This is a genomic window from Aeribacillus sp. FSL W8-0870 (assembly GCF_037963755.1).
In the GTDB taxonomy this organism is placed as follows: domain Bacteria; phylum Bacillota; class Bacilli; order Bacillales; family Aeribacillaceae; genus Aeribacillus; species Aeribacillus composti.
The window spans coordinates 54,186-70,665 of sequence record NZ_CP150165.1 but is presented as its reverse complement, the minus strand read 5'-3'; the positions used below and the strand labels follow the sequence as shown (position 1 = coordinate 70,665).

The following is a 16,480-nucleotide window of genomic DNA, read 5'->3' as shown; positions in this document are numbered from 1 at the left end:
ATACAAAAATAAAAAAACGGGGTCAATATTACTGTTCATTCCCCGGAATATTAAAAATGACTTCTCCTTCATCAGATAAAAAATAATCTTTTCTTGCAAGCTTTGTGATATATTCTTCATCCTTCAGCTTGATGATTTCCGCCTTCAAATCTTTTTCCTCTTCTTTTAAATTCTCCAGTTTTGTTTCAAGCTGTTTTTTTTCTTCAAGCTTCTTATTAATAGCAATTGATTGAGAAACGAGCGTTGACGCCATAATCGCAATACAAGTAACAGCCATTATACCAAATGCAGCTAATCGTCGAATTAGCCCTCGTTTTCTTCTTTGTCTCATCTCAGCTTTAACTTCTTGTCCGGGTTCATTTATTTGCTGCAGCATAGCTACATTCAACTCTCGTTTCTCTCTCATTCCTGCAATCCCTCCTAAATTTAACGGAACCAACGATACAGCTTACGTAACATATTCTTTATATTTATGAATATTCCTTCTATGATTTGTTTCGAATGCAGCATCTTTTGCTTTATTGGTTGAGGAGCTTTTCCCCAAAGTATGTTCAATCCCCATAGTAATGGCGCTAATAAAATTTTACATAACTTGAATAAGAGTTGTGAAGACCATTTAATAAACTTCCATAAAAATAGTAAAAGAGACATAGAACATGCTATCGCCATATGAACTATCCATTTAATAGGATTGATAAGAAGCAGTAAAACGATTTTTACAAAAAATTGGTATATAGAAACAGCGATTTTTATCATAATCCGCAAACAGGTCATGTATCCGTTCCGTAGGAGGCTTTGATAGGCGGCAAAACCGCATAAAAGTGCTAAAAATACATAAAATCTTAATTCCCCTTGATTTACATACAATAGAACATAAAAAGTTAAAAGTCCTTGAACCGCCCAAAATACTAAATCGTTTAAAAAAACAACCCACCTTTTTCGATCCCATCTTTTTAAAAAAAAATTGTAAGTATCTAGTGCGGCGCCTAGAAAACTGCCCATGCCGATCATCGCAATCATGGTGTAAAATTGAGTGGTAAGGGTCATTTAAACAACTTGCTAAAAATGCCTTTAGCCTTCTCCGAGCTGAAATCATCTAAATAAGAAACTTCATAAATTTTTCCTTTTATGGATACGACGCCTTTATCGACATCCAAGTTTTTCATTTGTAAATGTTCTCCCCGAACCGCGAGCGGACCCATTACCGTCTCAAGCAAAAATTCCTCATTATCAAAGCTTTCCACCTGCTTCACGCCAGAAATATCTAACAGCTTCCGGTCCTTCATGACTACGTTATGCTCCTGCACGGTTTCTTTATGTGAATGGTTACCGCCATAATACTGGCTCATTATCATCCCCCCGCACTCTAATTAATGGATGCTTTCCTTTTACATTTTTATGTAAGATGTGCAGGGTTTAGAACAAGCCTTGATGATTCCTTGTACAATACAGGGAGCGTTTTATAAATCTGTCCTTTGTTCTTCCTTCAAAATGGTATAAAGATTTTTTGCCTCTTCCTTCTTTACTGTTTCATTTATAGATTCGATTTTTATTGTCACTACCTTATGTCCAAATTGAATGGACAGCTCGTCGCCAACCTTCACATTGGAGCTCGCTTTTGCTGGATGCCCGTTGATTGTCACTCTTCCTTGATCTGCCACTTCCTTGGCAAGCGTGCGTCTTTTCACCAGCCTCGATACTTTTAAAAATTTATCTAATCTCATGTCCGATCCCCCTCTTTCATTTTAGCCTCTTCCCAATATTGATCCATTTCTGCCAAAGACATACTTTTTAAATTTTTCCCAGCATCACGGGCCTTTTGTTCTATAAACCGAAATCTCCGCGAAAACTTTTCGTTTGTCATGACTAATGCTTCTTCAGGCTCAATTTCGTAAAATCTTCCAACATTAATAAGAGCAAACAGAATATCGCCGAACTCTTCTTTTGCTTTTTCCGTTCCACCATCTCCATTATCGATTTCCTTTTTAAACTCCTGCAGTTCTTCTGACACCTTCTCCCAAGCATCCAGTACATCCGGCCAATCGAAACCGACTTTCGCCGCCTTTCTTTGATATTGATAAGCTTTTGACAGAGCTGGGAGCGCCTTTGAAACAGAATCTAAAAGTGATTTGCTCTCATTCCTGTTTTCAGATTTTTTTGCTTCCTCCCAGCTCTTTACAGCTTCTTCTGCATTTTGTGCCTCGACATTGCCAAAAACATGGGGATGGCGGCGGATCATTTTATCTGTTAACATGCGAATCACATCATCAATGGTAAAAAATCCTTCGTCATCTCCAATTTGGGCATGAAGCACCACCTGAAGCAAAACGTCTCCGAGCTCTTCAATCATATGATCAATATCATTTTCATCAATAGCTTCAATCAGCTCGTAGCATTCTTCAATTAAGTACCGCTTTAATGATTGATGGGTTTGCTTTCGATCCCACGGACAGCCGTTTGGCCCGCGAAGTGTTCGAATGACGTTTCGCAACGCTGAAAAGCGATGATACAGCAATTGTTCATCCTTGACCGGCGGGATGTATAACGATGTTAAATTGCTCAGTTCTACACATCTATCCATTTCATATAATCGAACTTTTTTAATGTCCTCGTATTTGCTCCCTGCAGCCGTTACGAGGTAAACTTCATAATCGAACGGCAAGTCTTCCATTAACGTCAATTTCACATCCGATGCAATCATCTTGTCATAAACCTGGCAAATAATCAAATGTTGCCGAAAGGAAAGCTCTTCCCGTTTCATATCCTGCGCATCAATGAATTGCAAGCCTTCGACAGGATCGATGCGCAGAGCTTGAAACATTGCATCCAAAAACGATTGTCCGCCCTGTATCGACACATTTACTTTTCCTTGCTCCATTTCCTTCAGCAAAAGCTGAACGGTTTTTTCTGCAACAAGCGGATGTCCAGGTACCGCATATACGATATGCTGATATTTTTCTGCTTCCTCCAATAGTTTTTTTGCAATTTCCGCATAAACATCTTCAAATTGATCAAACATTTCATAAACGGAATCGAAAGACTGAAACGAGCCAATTTCGTCTTTAATTTCACTTAAAACAGGATGATCCTCTGTTCTTACAAATAGCGGCAGACTGGAGGTCAAAATTTTAAAAACCCCTAGCGGCAGCTGATCGACATCCCCCGCGCCCAGGCCAACAATCGTAATTTGCTTATCCATTTTCCTTCCTCTCTTTCCATGCACTGATCTTATTTTTAAAAGGCAAGCTCTCTATTTCCTTCCCTGTAAAAATGGCTGATTGGATGATGAAAAACATATACACAGCCGCTCCGAAAACGACAGCTGTCAATGATTGAATGGAAGCGCTCATACGCGTTTCGTCTGATATAAAAAAATCAAATAGAAAAAAGTAAAGCTTGATCGATAAAAACATGACAACAGCAGAGCCAATCATTTTCCATACAGCCTTGAAAGAAGCTAACTTATATTTTTTCCGATTTAAAACCGCTAGATTCAACAAGCACACGACTCCATATCCGCAAACAGTCGCCAATGCCGCCCCGTATGTATGGAAAAACGGAATGAAGCATTCATTGAGTAAGATTTTCACGGCTACTCCGGCTAAAACAGATAAAGCCGGCCAGACGGTTTCATTGACTCCTTGCAAAATGCCGGCAGACGTTATCGCAACCGAGCTAAATAAAATCGAAATGCTGAACACCGATAATACGCCCGCCCCTTTTGTATCGGCAAACAGCATGAAATCAACTTGCTCGATGATGGAAATTAAACCTGCCGTAGCCCCGATGGCGACAATCAAACAAATTTTAAAAGATAAGGCGACATGCTGCTGAATATATTGAAATGCTTTATGCCGAAACGATGAAATAAGCGGAACAAGAGACAATGCGAGAGATGTAGCTGCAACCGTTCCTACCTGCAATAGCGGTTGTCCCCGATCATATATGCCTTTTGCTATTTTCGCTGCTTCAGGATCTGCACCGCTGTTGACCATCAGTTTATACAGCTGAAATGAATCTGCCAATTGCATAAAAATCATCAGCATGCTCGTCAAACAAAAGGTCACAGTATAAATCAGCAATTTGGTTAAGATCTTTTTCACAGATACAGCCGCTTCTATCGATGATCGGGAAAGCGGTAACGGCACTCTTTTTTTCCAATATACAAGCAAAAGCATAAACGCCCCGATATACCCAACGAGGGAGCTAAAAATGGCGCCGGCAGCTGTTTCATAAAGATCGAATCCATTATAAACGAAAAAGCAAGTGATCGATAAAAAAGCACCGACCCGTATAGCTTGTTCAACGATTTGCGACAAAGATACCGGCAGCATTTCATGGCAGCTTTGAAAAACGCCTCTTAGCATTGAAATAAATGGAAAAAACAGAAACGAACATGCAGCCGCTTTTAATAAAAGCGCCAGTTTCGGATCACCCATCCAACGCGCAAGCTTGTCAGCTCCTAAAAACAAGCCCGTGAACGAAAACAGACTGATCAAAGCAAAAAAAGAAAAACAGACGACCAATATTTTCCGGAAATTTTTAAAATTGCTGCCATCGCTATACTCATTCAGCAGCTTTGACAGAATAACCGGAAATCCCGTTGTCGATAAAACCATGACAATTGCTAAAAACGGATATATTTGCTGATAAATATAAAAACCGATATCCCCTACAATATTTTGATAAGGAACTCGGTAGATAGCACTTAATCCTTTCGTAATGATTCCAGCAGCCGTCAATAAAACCGCACCTTGCAAAAATTTGTTCGTTCTTGCTTGAGGCACATTTTGAATCACACGTTTACTCCTTCCAAAATTCATGCTTCATCTTTTTCCAGCATATTATAACATAATCTCATCCACATTCGGCCGAAAGAGAATCTTTAGAGCGCTCGGCTAAACTTCACGGCTTTTAAGTCCAAATTCCGGCATAAGTTCCGTAAATAAAAAAAATCTAACACATACCCCATTTTTAACCTTCGTGGTTATCGCAAACCTAGAGACACCTTTCCTGAAAGGTTTATTTTCTGCTCCTTGCCACGCTCAATAAAATTTAACAGCGATGAAATGCCTGCTATCCTGTTGACTATTGTGAAGGGAATTGGCTGTCCGCCCTTCGAAGTGATGAGCTTTCTTGGCAAATTCATCGGCAGGATTTTAGAAAAATTCCCCAAAATAAGAAGGTGAATTAGAGGAACAAAAGGTTTTAGTCTGTTCCTAAAGAGGAAAACCAGAACTTCAACAAACCGTGTCGAAATATCATATAGATGAACTTTGAAAATGATGGAAATAAATCCATCCAACACAATCATGTTTTACGTTGTAGCTTTCCATCCGAAAGATGTTTTAAACAGGTAGCGCCGTCGTTCGTTAAATACGTGAAGAGTGGAAATAAAGAAGAGACCACAGAAACTGTTGTGAATTCTGTGGTCTCTTTTATTAACGTGGTGTTGGAGACAGTCTGCTTGTGGAAGAAGTAAAAAAGTAATTATTCCCTTTATTGTTCCATTTGTCTTGCCAAAAAACTAGCGGCTGTCTCAACTGCCTTACTTTCTACTTCTGTTAAAGGCTGCTCTTTCGAAAATATGACAACAGCCCCGATAGGATCACCGTTTGCAATGATCGGTCCAATGCAATAAGATTTTACTTGTTCTGTTACACCATCAGCGATTTCAATTTCTTCTTCTTCTGAAATGAAAACCGATTGCCGTTCATCCATCACCCGTTCCAGCAGCTCGCTTATATTTTTATTCAAATACTCTTTTTTCGAAACTCCGGAAACAGCAATAATAGCATCACGATCACATATGAGAACGGGGCTGTTTAAGCTATCGAATAACGCTTCAGCATATTCTTTCGCAAAATCACTCAATTCACTGATTGGGGAGTATTTTTTCAGTATTACTTCACCATCTCGGTCAACGAAAATTTCTAATGGGTCGCCTTCACGGATACGCAATGTTCTTCGAATTTCTTTAGGAATGACTACACGGCCTAAATCATCAATCCGTCGAACGATACCAGTTGCTTTCATCTTATGCTGCCTCACTTTCATCTAAAGATTAGTAAAGTAGCGATTGCCCTTTTTCCATTTTTGGAACAATCAGCATCGTTGAAATTAGTATCCTTCACTACCCACGTAATATACATGATGAAAGCGAATTTTTTCCAAACACTGCTTAAAAACCCATTGCCAGCATTTCCATTTTAACCCTGTTTCAATATTAGCCGGCAGAAACTTCTTCTTTCTTTGCGTCTTTTAAGCCTGCCAACAGCTTCATTAAAATAGACAGCCATTTTTCAGTTTCTAAATTATGAATTTGCAATGTTAATTTCAGCCTTTTCCCTTCCATGCCAAACCCGACTATGCGACCGAATTCATCCGTTAGCTCGAACAATTTTTGTCCGTCAAAGGAGCTGCTTGCTTCCTCTGAAATAAGAATCGTGATTAGATCTTTCGTTTGTTTAATGACTTCGACTTTTTCTTGCCGTGCATATAACTTTAGCTTCGCTACTTTAAACAAAAAGTCTACTTCCTTTGGATACTCGCCAAATCTGTCCAATAATTCTTCATGCAGTTCCTGTAAATCATCAAACGTTTCGATGCCTCTAAACCTTTTGTACATGTCAATCTTTTGTTTTCCATCATCAATGTAAGACTGCGGAATGTAGGCATCTAATTCAAGCTCAATTTCAACTTCCCTTTTTGTCTCTTTTGGCCGTTCACCTTTCCGTTGTTCGATCGCTTCCTTCAGCATTTGGGAATATAAATCAAAACCTACCGAATCAATGAAGCCATGCTGTTGAGGACCTAACAAATTACCGGCTCCCCGAATGGCCAAATCACGCATCGCAATTTTAAAACCTGAACCTAATTCAGTAAATTCTTTAATGGCCTGCAATCGTTTTTCAGCAACTTCTGATAAAACTTTGTCCTTCCGGTAAGTAAAATATGCGTAAGCGACACGATTGGAACGACCGACACGCCCGCGCAATTGATAGAGCTGAGAAAGCCCCATTTTATCGGCGTCATAAACAATCAATGTATTTACATTCGGAATGTCCACACCTGTTTCAATAATAGTTGTGCTGACAAGCACGTCATATTGGCCATCCAAAAAGTTTAATATTACCGATTCAAGCTCATTTTCAGACATTTTTCCATGTGCAAAGGTTACTCTTGCATCTGGAACAAGCATAGAGATTTCATTGGCTTTCCGGTCGATATCCTCAACCCGGTTATATAAAACGTATACTTGACCTCCTCGCGCTAATTCACGTTCGATCGCTTCTTTCACAAGCATTGGGTTATATTCCGCTACATATGTTTGAACAGGAAAGCGATTTTCTGGAGGAGTTTCAATAATTGATAGATCACGCACGCCGATCATGGACATGTGGAGTGTTCTTGGAATCGGAGTTGCCGTCAAAGTTAACACATCAATGTTTGCTTTCATTTGTTTTATTTTTTCTTTATGTGTAACTCCAAATCGCTGCTCCTCATCAATAATCAACAAGCCTAAATCTTTAAATTGAACATCTTTGGAAAGCAAACGATGTGTTCCAATGACTAAATCGATCGTTCCATTTTTCAAGCCTTTAATCGTTTCATTCTGCTCTTTTCTCGTCCGGAAGCGGCTTAATACACCAATGTTAATTGGGTAATCTTGAAAACGATCCCTGATCGTTTCGTAATGCTGCTGCGCTAAAATGGTTGTCGGAACAAGAAAGGCAACTTGTTTTTGATCCATAATCGCTTTGAAGGCAGCCCGAATCGCCACCTCGGTTTTCCCATATCCGACATCTCCGCAAAGAAGTCGATCCATCGGCCGCTCCCGTTCCATATCCTTTTTCACCTCTTGAATGGAACGAAGCTGATCTTCTGTTTCTTTATAAGGGAATGTTGCTTCAAACTCCCTTTGCATTTCCGAATCAGGGCTGAACGCATAGCCTTTGCTTGCTTCCCGCTCAGCATACAGTTTAATTAAATCGTCAGCAATATCTTGAACAGACGATTCCACTTTTTTCTTGACTCTTTTCCATTCGTTTCCGCCTAATTTGTAAATTTTCGGCTCTTTTCCTTCTGTGCCCACATATTTTTGAACTTGATCAATTTGTTCAACTGGAACATACAGTTTGTCATTTCCTTGGTAACGAATGTGCAGGTAGTCTTTGTGTATACCGTTAATTTCTAAAGTTTCAATTCCAAGATATTTTCCAATCCCATGATTAACATGTACGACATAATCTCCCACTTCAAGCTCAGAATAGCTTTTAATTCTTTCTGCATTTGAAAGCTTCTGCCTTTGCTGTCTTCGTTTAACCCTCTTTTTGAAAAGTTCTTCTTCCGTTATGACCGCAAGTCGTCCTAAAGGAAGTTCAAAGCCTGTCTGTAAATCTCCTTTTAAAATGTGCAGCCCCTTTGACAGAATGTGGTTTGAATCAGAAATGACCGCTTCAATCTCATAGTCTCCAAGCACCCGTTCAAGTCTTTTGGTCCGTTCATCATTTGCACCGAGAAAAACTACGGTGTAATTTGCCTTGATCCAGCGATCAACTTCTGATTTCAACAAGTGCATTTGTCCATGGAAATTTTGCATCTGCTTGCAAGACACGTTCATCAAATTTTGCGGGTTTGTATAGGGGACATGCCGCAAAAACAGTGATAAATAAACAATTGGATAAGATGTGTCACGTATAAGCTGGTAGTATTTATGGGACACTTTCGCATCATGGACAATTTTCCCTTGTTCCAGTAAAGAAGTAAACCATTCTCCTTCTTCATTCTCAAGATGATCAACCATTTCATGCACACGGCTTACTTCATCAATGACAATAACCGTATCCGCAGGGAAATAATCTAGCAAACTAGCAGGTTTGTCATAAAAGAATGAAAAATATTTAAAGAACTCCTGATCCTTCTGCCTATTTTGCAATTTTTCCAGATCATAGCGGATATTTTCTATAAATAAATTTTTGTGCTCATCTTTTTTCAATTTCTTTAAGCTGTTTGATAAAGCCGCTTCTAACTGCTTCATTCCTTTTTCATAATGGCTGTCCGTTAAAATGATTTCCTCTGCCGGTCCGATTGTCACTTCTTGAATCATTTCAATCGATCTTTGGTCTTCAAGACTGAACGTTCGGATTGAATCTACTTCCGTATCAAATAGTTCGATGCGAATAGGATGTTCCTCCGTTAAAGGATAAATATCAATAATTCCACCGCGCACGCTGAATTCCCCAGGAGCAGACACCATGGAAACACGTTCATATCCCATTGAGTGAAGATGCGGAAGCTTCTCGTTTAATTCAAATGTTCCTCCAACAGAAATAGAAAGCTGATGGCTTTTCCATAACTCTTTCGGTGGGAGCATTCGTCTTAATGCAGCAACAGGGGCTACAACGATGCTTTTTTCACCTTTACATAAACGATTCAACACTTCCATCCTTTGTGCTTTTAGCTCTGGACTTGCGACTGCGATCTCAGATGCGATCAATTCATTTACAGGATACAAATAGACGGAATCGCCTAGTAAATTATTTAAATCTTCATAAATGATCTGAGCTTGATAAAGGTTATGAGTCACAACCAGCATCGGTTGTTTGATATCTTTGTAAAAAGCGGAAATAAATACAGACCTTGCTGAGCCAGAAAGTCCGGCTACCATTTGCTCTTTCAAACCTTCTTTTATACCGTCTACAACTGCTTGAAAGTCGTTTTGCGCATAAAAAAATTGATACAGGCTTTCCAATCTCCAGCCTCCTCTCGACAAATATAAAAATGCTTTGGAAATTTTGAAATCAAGTTTCCAAAGCTTTTACTGTATAAAATTTTCATATTGATGAAAATCGGGATTTCGCTCTAGCGCCTCCTGACAATCTTCACAAATACTTTTGACATGAATATCACCGTTTGGAAGATACTCGATCATTTCTTTCCGCTCTTCATTCGTTAAATGATGAAATCCTAAATCGACGCTAAAAACAGATTTTTCAATGCTACCAATTTTGACGCCGCAATGGCGGCAATAATAATGAAGCGGCATCCTCCAACCTCCTGCACTTGTGGAATGAAAGGTTTTATGATTATTATGAACGGCAGGAGCCATTTTTATACGTTTGTTAATTGTATTCGTTCATGACTTCTAAGAATGGCGTGTGTATCCATTTTTCACATGCACTAGCCGATCGATCAACGGAATGTTGAATATGGTGCATTTCTTCTTCTGTAAATTTTCCTAATACATAGTCTACGATATCCATCGCGTGTTTCGGACGGCCAATCCCAATTCGAATCCGTTTAAAATCTTCCGAACCTAAATGCTGAATGATAGATTTCATTCCGTTGTGACCACCAGCACTCCCTTTCATTCTAAGGCGAATCTTGCCTACAGGCAAATCTAAATCGTCATATATTACAACCAACTGTTCAGTTGGGACATTGTAATAATTCAGTAAAGGACGAATGCATTCACCCGATAAATTCATAAATGTAAGCGGTTTTATCAATAATATCTTTTCATTTGAAAAATGACCGATACCGTATATCCCGTTAAATTTGCTTTCATTTAAAGATATGTTTAAACGCTTTGATAATTCATCAATTACCATAAACCCAACGTTATGTCTAGTTTGTTCATATTTTTTTCCAGGATTGCCAAGCCCTGCTATTACTTTCATGAAATGTCCCCCAATTTTTTATGATAGTGAGATGACAATTAATAGCATAAAAGACGTAACCAAAATAGGTTACGCCTAATTTATTCTTCTACAGCTCCGTCTTCCTTCTCTTCACTTTTTTGCTCATCAGCCGTATCCAAGTCTTCATTTTCCGGCGGCAGGATGGTTGCCACAACCGTTTCAGGCTCATCTAAAATTTTAAACTGTCCATCTGTTTGAATATCTTGTACATGGATTGTATCATCTATTTCTAAGTTTGTTACATCGACTTCAATCGTCGAAGGAATATGAGCAGGTTTCGCTCTCACTTCCACCTCATGTGTTGTCTGCTGCAGCACACCGCCCTCTCTTACTCCTTTTGCTTCTCCAATTAAGACAATTGGTACTTCGATATCTACTTCATCATCCATATCGACAACATAAAAATCCGCATGTATAATCGTGTTTTTCATTGGGTCATGCTGCAGTTCGTACAGGAGGGCTTGATGGTTTTCGCCGTCAAGCTGAATGTTCAACATCGCATTGCGCCCTTGTTCGCGCAAAATTTTTAACAATTCCGATTCGCTCACTAAAATCGCTTTGTTCTCTTGTTTTTTTCCGTAAATTACGGCAGGAATTTGTCCTTGCTTTCTAGCTTTTCTTCTTGACGAATTGGTAAATGATTTTCTTTCTTTTGCATGTATGACTGCTGTCATGGTAATCCCCTTTCTTTCAGACTTTTTTTCTAATAACTCAATTCGAAAAAAGCCTTCTTACTACTATTGGTTTCCCATCATCACAAAGTCTAAACATGCTAATGAAAGAAATAATCAACTCACAACTCGCAAAGAAGATCCCTATAATATTATAATCTGCTAAAATCGTTTAAAAGTCAAAGACAAAATATTAGTCAAAAAGCACGCTGACCGATTGTTTTTCATGAACACGGATGATCGCTTCACTTAGCAATGGAGCGACAGAAAGCTGAATCAGCTTTTCAATTTTTTTCTCTTCCGGCAAAGCGATTGAATTCGTTACGACTAACTCTTTAATCTTCGAGTTTTGAATTCGTTCTATCGCAGGTCCAGACAACACCGGGTGTGTACAGCAGGCATAAACTTCCCTTGCTCCATGCTCTACTAGAGCATTTGCCGCAAGCGTAATCGTTCCTGCTGTATCGATGATATCATCAATTAAAATGGCTGTTTTGCCTTCGACATTCCCAACAATGTTCATAACTTCAACCATATTTGGCTTAGGACGTCGCTTATCGATTATGGCAATTGGCGCCTTCAGCCGATCTGCCATTTTTCGTGTTCTCGTCACACCGCCATGATCAGGAGAAACAATGACAATATCATCAAAGCGTTTTTCCAAGAAATAATCTGCTAAAATCGGCACTCCCATTAAGTGATCGATAGGAATGTCAAAGAAACCTTGGATTTGCGGAGCATGCAAATCAAGAGTAATCATCCTTGTCGCGCCTGCAGTTTCCAATAAATTCGCAACAAGCTTAGCAGTAATAGGTTCTCTTGCACGTGCTTTCCGATCCTGCCGCGCATAACCATAGTATGGCATAACAATATTAATGGTTTTGGCAGATGCACGTTTAAGCGCATCAATCATAATGAGCAATTCCATTAAATGCTCATTGACTGGATCACTTGTCGATTGGATCACGTATACATCGCAGCCGCGAATGCTTTCTTCAATATTAATTTGAATCTCCCCGTCACTAAATCTCGTAACCGAACTTTTTCCCAAATCGACTCCTACTATATCCGCGATCTCCCTGGCAAGGGCTGCGTTTGAGTTTAAAGAAAAGATTTTTAAATTTTCGTCTTTATAACGATTTTTTGTCATTGTAAAGGGACCCTCCAAATTACGATTTTTTGCCATTCATTTTTTCGATGACGTATCTCTCTTTATTCACTTGACGAGCCCTTGCGATCGATAATGCGCTGCCAGGGACGTCATCTGTAATAGTTGATCCGGCTGCTACATATGCTCCTTCGCCAATCGTAACCGGCGCAATAAGGTTTGAATTACATCCAATAAAAGCTCCGTCTTCGATTTTCGTTAAATATTTATTTTTCCCGTCATAGTTAACTGTTATCGAACCGCAGCCAAGATTCACCCCATTCCCAACTTCTGCATCTCCAATATAGCTTAAATGGGATGCTTTCGATTCTTTTCCAATTTTAGATTTTTTGACTTCGACAAAATTCCCAATTTTTACTCCATCGTCAATAACGGAGGCTGGGCGAATGTGTGCGAACGGACCGATGTTAACCTGATTTCCGATCTGACTGTCATGAACAACAGAATGACGGATGTTCGTATTATGGCCAATTTGGCAATCTTTAATTTCGGAGTTGGGACCGATTTCACATTCCTCTCCGATGACCGTTTTACCGATAATGACTGTACCCGGATAAATGACAGTATCTTGTCCGATCTCTGCATCTGCTGATATATATGTATTATCAGGATCGACAATTGTAACTCCGTTTTTCATATGCTTTTGATTGATTCGCCTTTTCATAATAAGCTCCGCTTGCGAAAGCGCTATGCGGTCGTTTACCCCTAACGTTTCTTCAAAAGAATCTGTTTGAAACGCTGAAATGATTTCGCCTTTTTCCTTCAAAATCTCAATTACATCCGGCAAATAATATTCGCCTTGCGCATTGTCATTATTGACATGCTTTAAAGCTTCAAATAAGGAAGCGTTATCAAAGCAATAAGTTCCCGTATTAATTTCTGTCACAAGACGTTCACTTTCTGTAGCATCTTTATGCTCAACTATTTTTTCAACCAGCCCTTCTTCATTGCGGATCACTCGTCCATATCCAGTCGGATCATCCGCTTCTGCTGTCAGAATGGTGGCTTTTGCTTTCGTTTCCAGATGATGCTTTAACAATTTTTCAAACGTCTCGCTGGTGATCAGCGGCGTATCGCCACAAACAACAATTGTCGTTCCTTCTTTCCCCTCAAGATATTGAGCCGCCTGCAAAACAGCGTGAGCAGTTCCAAGCTGCTGCTCCTGCAAAACATACAATGTCTGTTCGCCGAGCTCTGATTTTACTTTTTCCGCACCATGACCGACGACGGTAATGATTTCGTCAACTTGAAGCTTGGAAACATTGTCTATCACATGCTGTACCATAGGTTTACCGCAAACAGGATGCAGCACTTTATAGAGCTTTGATTTCATTCTTGTTCCTTGCCCGGCTGCTAAGATGACTGCAAAACATTTCTCCATTTATAGGCCTCCAATACCCTTTTTATCCATAAAAATCTTATCTTAAATAATGTTCTATTTCAAGAAATCTTGTGTGATTCCGTAAATTTCCGTTTCACTCTATTTTTCTCGAAAAAGGTACAGAAATAGGATAGGAATTTTATTAAAAATCTACGAGGAAGCCCTAAATTTTATGCTTCTTCCCTCTTCTCTAAAGGCCGGTTTTGATACTTTGACGAAAAAACAAGAAGGAAAAGAACACCTGATTGGAGGCCTTAACACAAAAAAAATTAATTTCAGCAGAACAATATTGCCTAAAGTTTTTTTGATTTATTCGATTGCTTCCTTTCGATGAACCAGATTTTCTGACAGTGGCTGAACGTAGAAGGTTATACTTGGATGCATTGTTGTTCAACGAAGTTGATTTACGATTTACAGCTCTGCATTTCTTCGTTTTTTCAAATGCCGATGTATGAACATTAATTTTTGAAACAAATACCATTTCCTATACAACCATCAGACTTGATGATCAATAGCTGCATAACAATTGAGTATGTAAGAAAAACAAAGGAGGCCATCTATTCTTTTGCAAACGTTTACTAAATCGTATTAGTGAACAGATCCTTTAAAAAAGAAAGGGCTTGTCTAAAAAGTCCATAAAAACAGAGCGAATGGAGAAAACAATGAGTTTTTCCATTCGCTCTGTTTCCTTATTTTTGAAATTGGTTTGGGAATTTGCGGCCCATTTCAGTATGTTGTGGGCCATTGCCACAATCCCGAATTCTGTTCGGACTTTATGAAGCCCCCGTAACAGAAATCGAGTGAAACGCAAATTGCCCTTGATGTTACCGAACACACTTTCGACATCCACTTTACGCTTCGCATAAAGAGCTGCCTTTTGTTCGTCACCAAGAGCTGCTTTGGCTTTCGCTTTCATTTCTTCATAAATCGTGTTCCAATATACTCGACGATTTCCTTTGGCTTTCGTACACCCATTCTTCAACGGGCAATCCGTACAATCTTCACACTCGTACACTTTCAAATCTTGTATGTATCCAGATGCATTTTTTCTTTTTTGATAATACTTGAATACGACTTTCCGATTGTTCGGACAGATAAAGCAATCGTCTTCTTCGATGTATTTCCAGTTTTGTACTTTTGATAAATCCTTTTTAAACTTTTTACTTTGTTCCTTCAAATAGGTTTGGTATGGGGCTAATAATTCAAAACGAGGTTCTTTTTCTTCGCCAATCGCATATAAATAGTTTTCTTCACTCGCATATCCTGCATCGGCAATGACATACTTGAGTTTCTTTTCCTTCGGCATCGATTCCAATAACTTTTCCATAAATGGTTGGAAACAGCGAGTATCTCCTGGATTTTGATAAATTTCAAATCCCACGATAAATTGATGTTGTGTGGCGAGTTGAACATTATAACCCGCCTTGAGTTGGCCGTTTTTCATATGGTCCTCTTTCATTCGCATAAAAGTGGCCTCATGGTCGGTTTTCGAGTAGCTATTTCGTTCACCTAGAATCTGTTTTTGTACTTTGTATTTTCGTAATCGTGGAAGATAATCCGTTTGAATCGTTTTCAGTTGTTTGGTGAGTTGGGATTTTTTAGAGCGAAGTTCTTTTTTTCTTTCTTTGTCTTCTTCCTGTTTATAATCTTTTTCCAAAGCTTCTATTCTCTCAGAAAGTTGTGCCGATGATTTTTCTAATTCTTCTTCTAATTGTTCTTCTTTTAATTCCTCCAAGGCGATTTGGTGCGCTTCTTGTAGAAACGATTGAATTTTGGCTCGTAGTTTCTGATCATATTTTTCTACGGATTTTCGCCATACAAACGTATATTTGTTGGCATTCGCTTCTATTTTCGTACCATCCACAAAAATATGGTCGAGGTCGATAAGTCCTTGTTCTACTAGTTGAAGGACAAATTGTTCAAATACAGAATCCATCATGTTTGACATACGAACACTACGAAAATCATTTATTGTGCGATGGTCAGGGGTTTGCAATCCCGCCAACCACATCATCGGAAGATTTTCTTTCACCATTTGCGCTATTTTCCGACTTGAATAAACATTTTGAGTGTACGCATATAAAATCACTTTCAATAACATTTTAGGGTGATAGGGTGCACGACCCCCACCAACATAATGAGTATACAACACTTCATCCGGAATCGATTCCACCATTTCATCCACTAAACGGGCGACATGATTTTCAGGAATATACATTTCGATATCTAAAATGCTCATGACTTGACGATTGCAATAAGGTTGGAAAACTAGTTTTTTGCGTTTCTTATTCTTTTGAACCTCTATTTTTTGAATACCCTCTAGAGTCATTTCTAATTGCGTGTTATAATTTTCTTGAATAGTCATTTGATTATTCATAAGAAATCGTCCTTTCTGTAGAATGTTTTTTGGTCAATTTCATTCTATAAAAAAGGACGATTTTTTTGTACCCTAAAAACAGAAAAAAGGGCTGAGCCCAAGGTCGATTCAATCGACTTTTCGGACAGCCCCATCCTTTAAAAAAGAAAGGGTCTTAAGCTGAATGCTTTAAGCCCCTTC

Annotated in this window: 14 protein-coding genes; all 14 read right to left on the bottom strand. The window is 39.0% G+C overall.

Features of this window, described 5'->3' with window-relative positions; all coding sequences use genetic code 11:
• Positions 1-28: 28 nt before the first annotated feature.
• A complete protein-coding gene (locus NSU02_RS00340; RefSeq protein WP_242513787.1) occupies positions 29-406 on the bottom strand; it encodes a septum formation initiator family protein in 378 nt (125 codons plus the stop codon).
• A gap of 20 nt (positions 407-426) precedes the next feature.
• The gene (gene yabQ, locus NSU02_RS00335; RefSeq protein WP_339193752.1) at positions 427-1,002 is read right to left on the bottom strand and encodes a spore cortex biosynthesis protein YabQ; all 576 of its coding nucleotides are present in this window, start codon (positions 1,000-1,002) and stop codon (positions 427-429) included.
• Positions 1,003-1,043: 41 nt separating this feature from the next.
• Complete coding sequence (gene yabP / locus NSU02_RS00330; protein WP_063387572.1) at positions 1,044-1,349, bottom strand: sporulation protein YabP; 306 nt, start codon at positions 1,347-1,349, stop codon at positions 1,044-1,046.
• Between the two features lie 111 nt (positions 1,350-1,460).
• Positions 1,461-1,724 carry an RNA-binding S4 domain-containing protein gene (locus NSU02_RS00325; RefSeq protein ID WP_063387573.1) on the bottom strand — a complete coding sequence of 88 codons (264 nt, stop codon included), beginning with the start codon at positions 1,722-1,724 and terminating at the stop codon, positions 1,461-1,463.
• Positions 1,721-3,199 (bottom strand): nucleoside triphosphate pyrophosphohydrolase, encoded by a 1,479-nt coding sequence (gene mazG, locus NSU02_RS00320; protein WP_339193750.1) that lies wholly within the window; start codon positions 3,197-3,199, stop codon positions 1,721-1,723. Before mazG ends, NSU02_RS00325 begins: the two co-directional genes overlap by 4 nt.
• Complete coding sequence (locus tag NSU02_RS00315) at positions 3,192-4,799, bottom strand: polysaccharide biosynthesis protein (RefSeq protein ID WP_339193748.1); 1,608 nt, start codon at positions 4,797-4,799, stop codon at positions 3,192-3,194. The genes mazG and NSU02_RS00315 overlap by 8 nt, the downstream gene beginning before the upstream one ends.
• Before the next feature lie 700 nt (positions 4,800-5,499).
• Entirely contained in the window at positions 5,500-6,036 is a 537-nt protein-coding gene (gene spoVT, locus NSU02_RS00310) for a stage V sporulation protein T (protein WP_063387575.1), read from the bottom strand.
• Between the two features lie 190 nt (positions 6,037-6,226).
• Positions 6,227-9,754, bottom strand: a complete 3,528-nt coding sequence (gene mfd, locus NSU02_RS00305) for a transcription-repair coupling factor (RefSeq protein ID WP_242009343.1) — start codon at positions 9,752-9,754, stop codon at positions 6,227-6,229.
• A gap of 66 nt (positions 9,755-9,820) precedes the next feature.
• Complete coding sequence (locus NSU02_RS00300; protein ID WP_063387577.1) at positions 9,821-10,048, bottom strand: anti-sigma-F factor Fin family protein; 228 nt, start codon at positions 10,046-10,048, stop codon at positions 9,821-9,823.
• A 76-nt stretch (positions 10,049-10,124) separates the two neighbouring features.
• Entirely contained in the window at positions 10,125-10,682 is a 558-nt protein-coding gene (gene pth / locus NSU02_RS00295) for an aminoacyl-tRNA hydrolase (protein WP_063387578.1), read from the bottom strand.
• An 80-nt stretch (positions 10,683-10,762) separates the two neighbouring features.
• A complete protein-coding gene (locus NSU02_RS00290; protein WP_339193745.1) occupies positions 10,763-11,377 on the bottom strand; it encodes a 50S ribosomal protein L25/general stress protein Ctc in 615 nt (204 codons plus the stop codon).
• Positions 11,378-11,567: 190 nt separating this feature from the next.
• A complete protein-coding gene (locus NSU02_RS00285) occupies positions 11,568-12,524 on the bottom strand; it encodes a ribose-phosphate diphosphokinase (RefSeq protein ID WP_063387580.1) in 957 nt (318 codons plus the stop codon).
• Between the two features lie 19 nt (positions 12,525-12,543).
• On the bottom strand, positions 12,544-13,923 hold the full coding sequence (gene glmU / locus NSU02_RS00280) for a bifunctional UDP-N-acetylglucosamine diphosphorylase/glucosamine-1-phosphate N-acetyltransferase GlmU (RefSeq protein WP_066247215.1): 1,380 nt from the start codon (positions 13,921-13,923) through the stop codon (positions 12,544-12,546).
• Positions 13,924-14,527: 604 nt separating this feature from the next.
• A complete protein-coding gene (locus tag NSU02_RS00275; RefSeq protein WP_339193743.1) occupies positions 14,528-16,300 on the bottom strand; it encodes an IS1182 family transposase in 1,773 nt (590 codons plus the stop codon).
• Positions 16,301-16,480 lie beyond the last annotated feature (180 nt).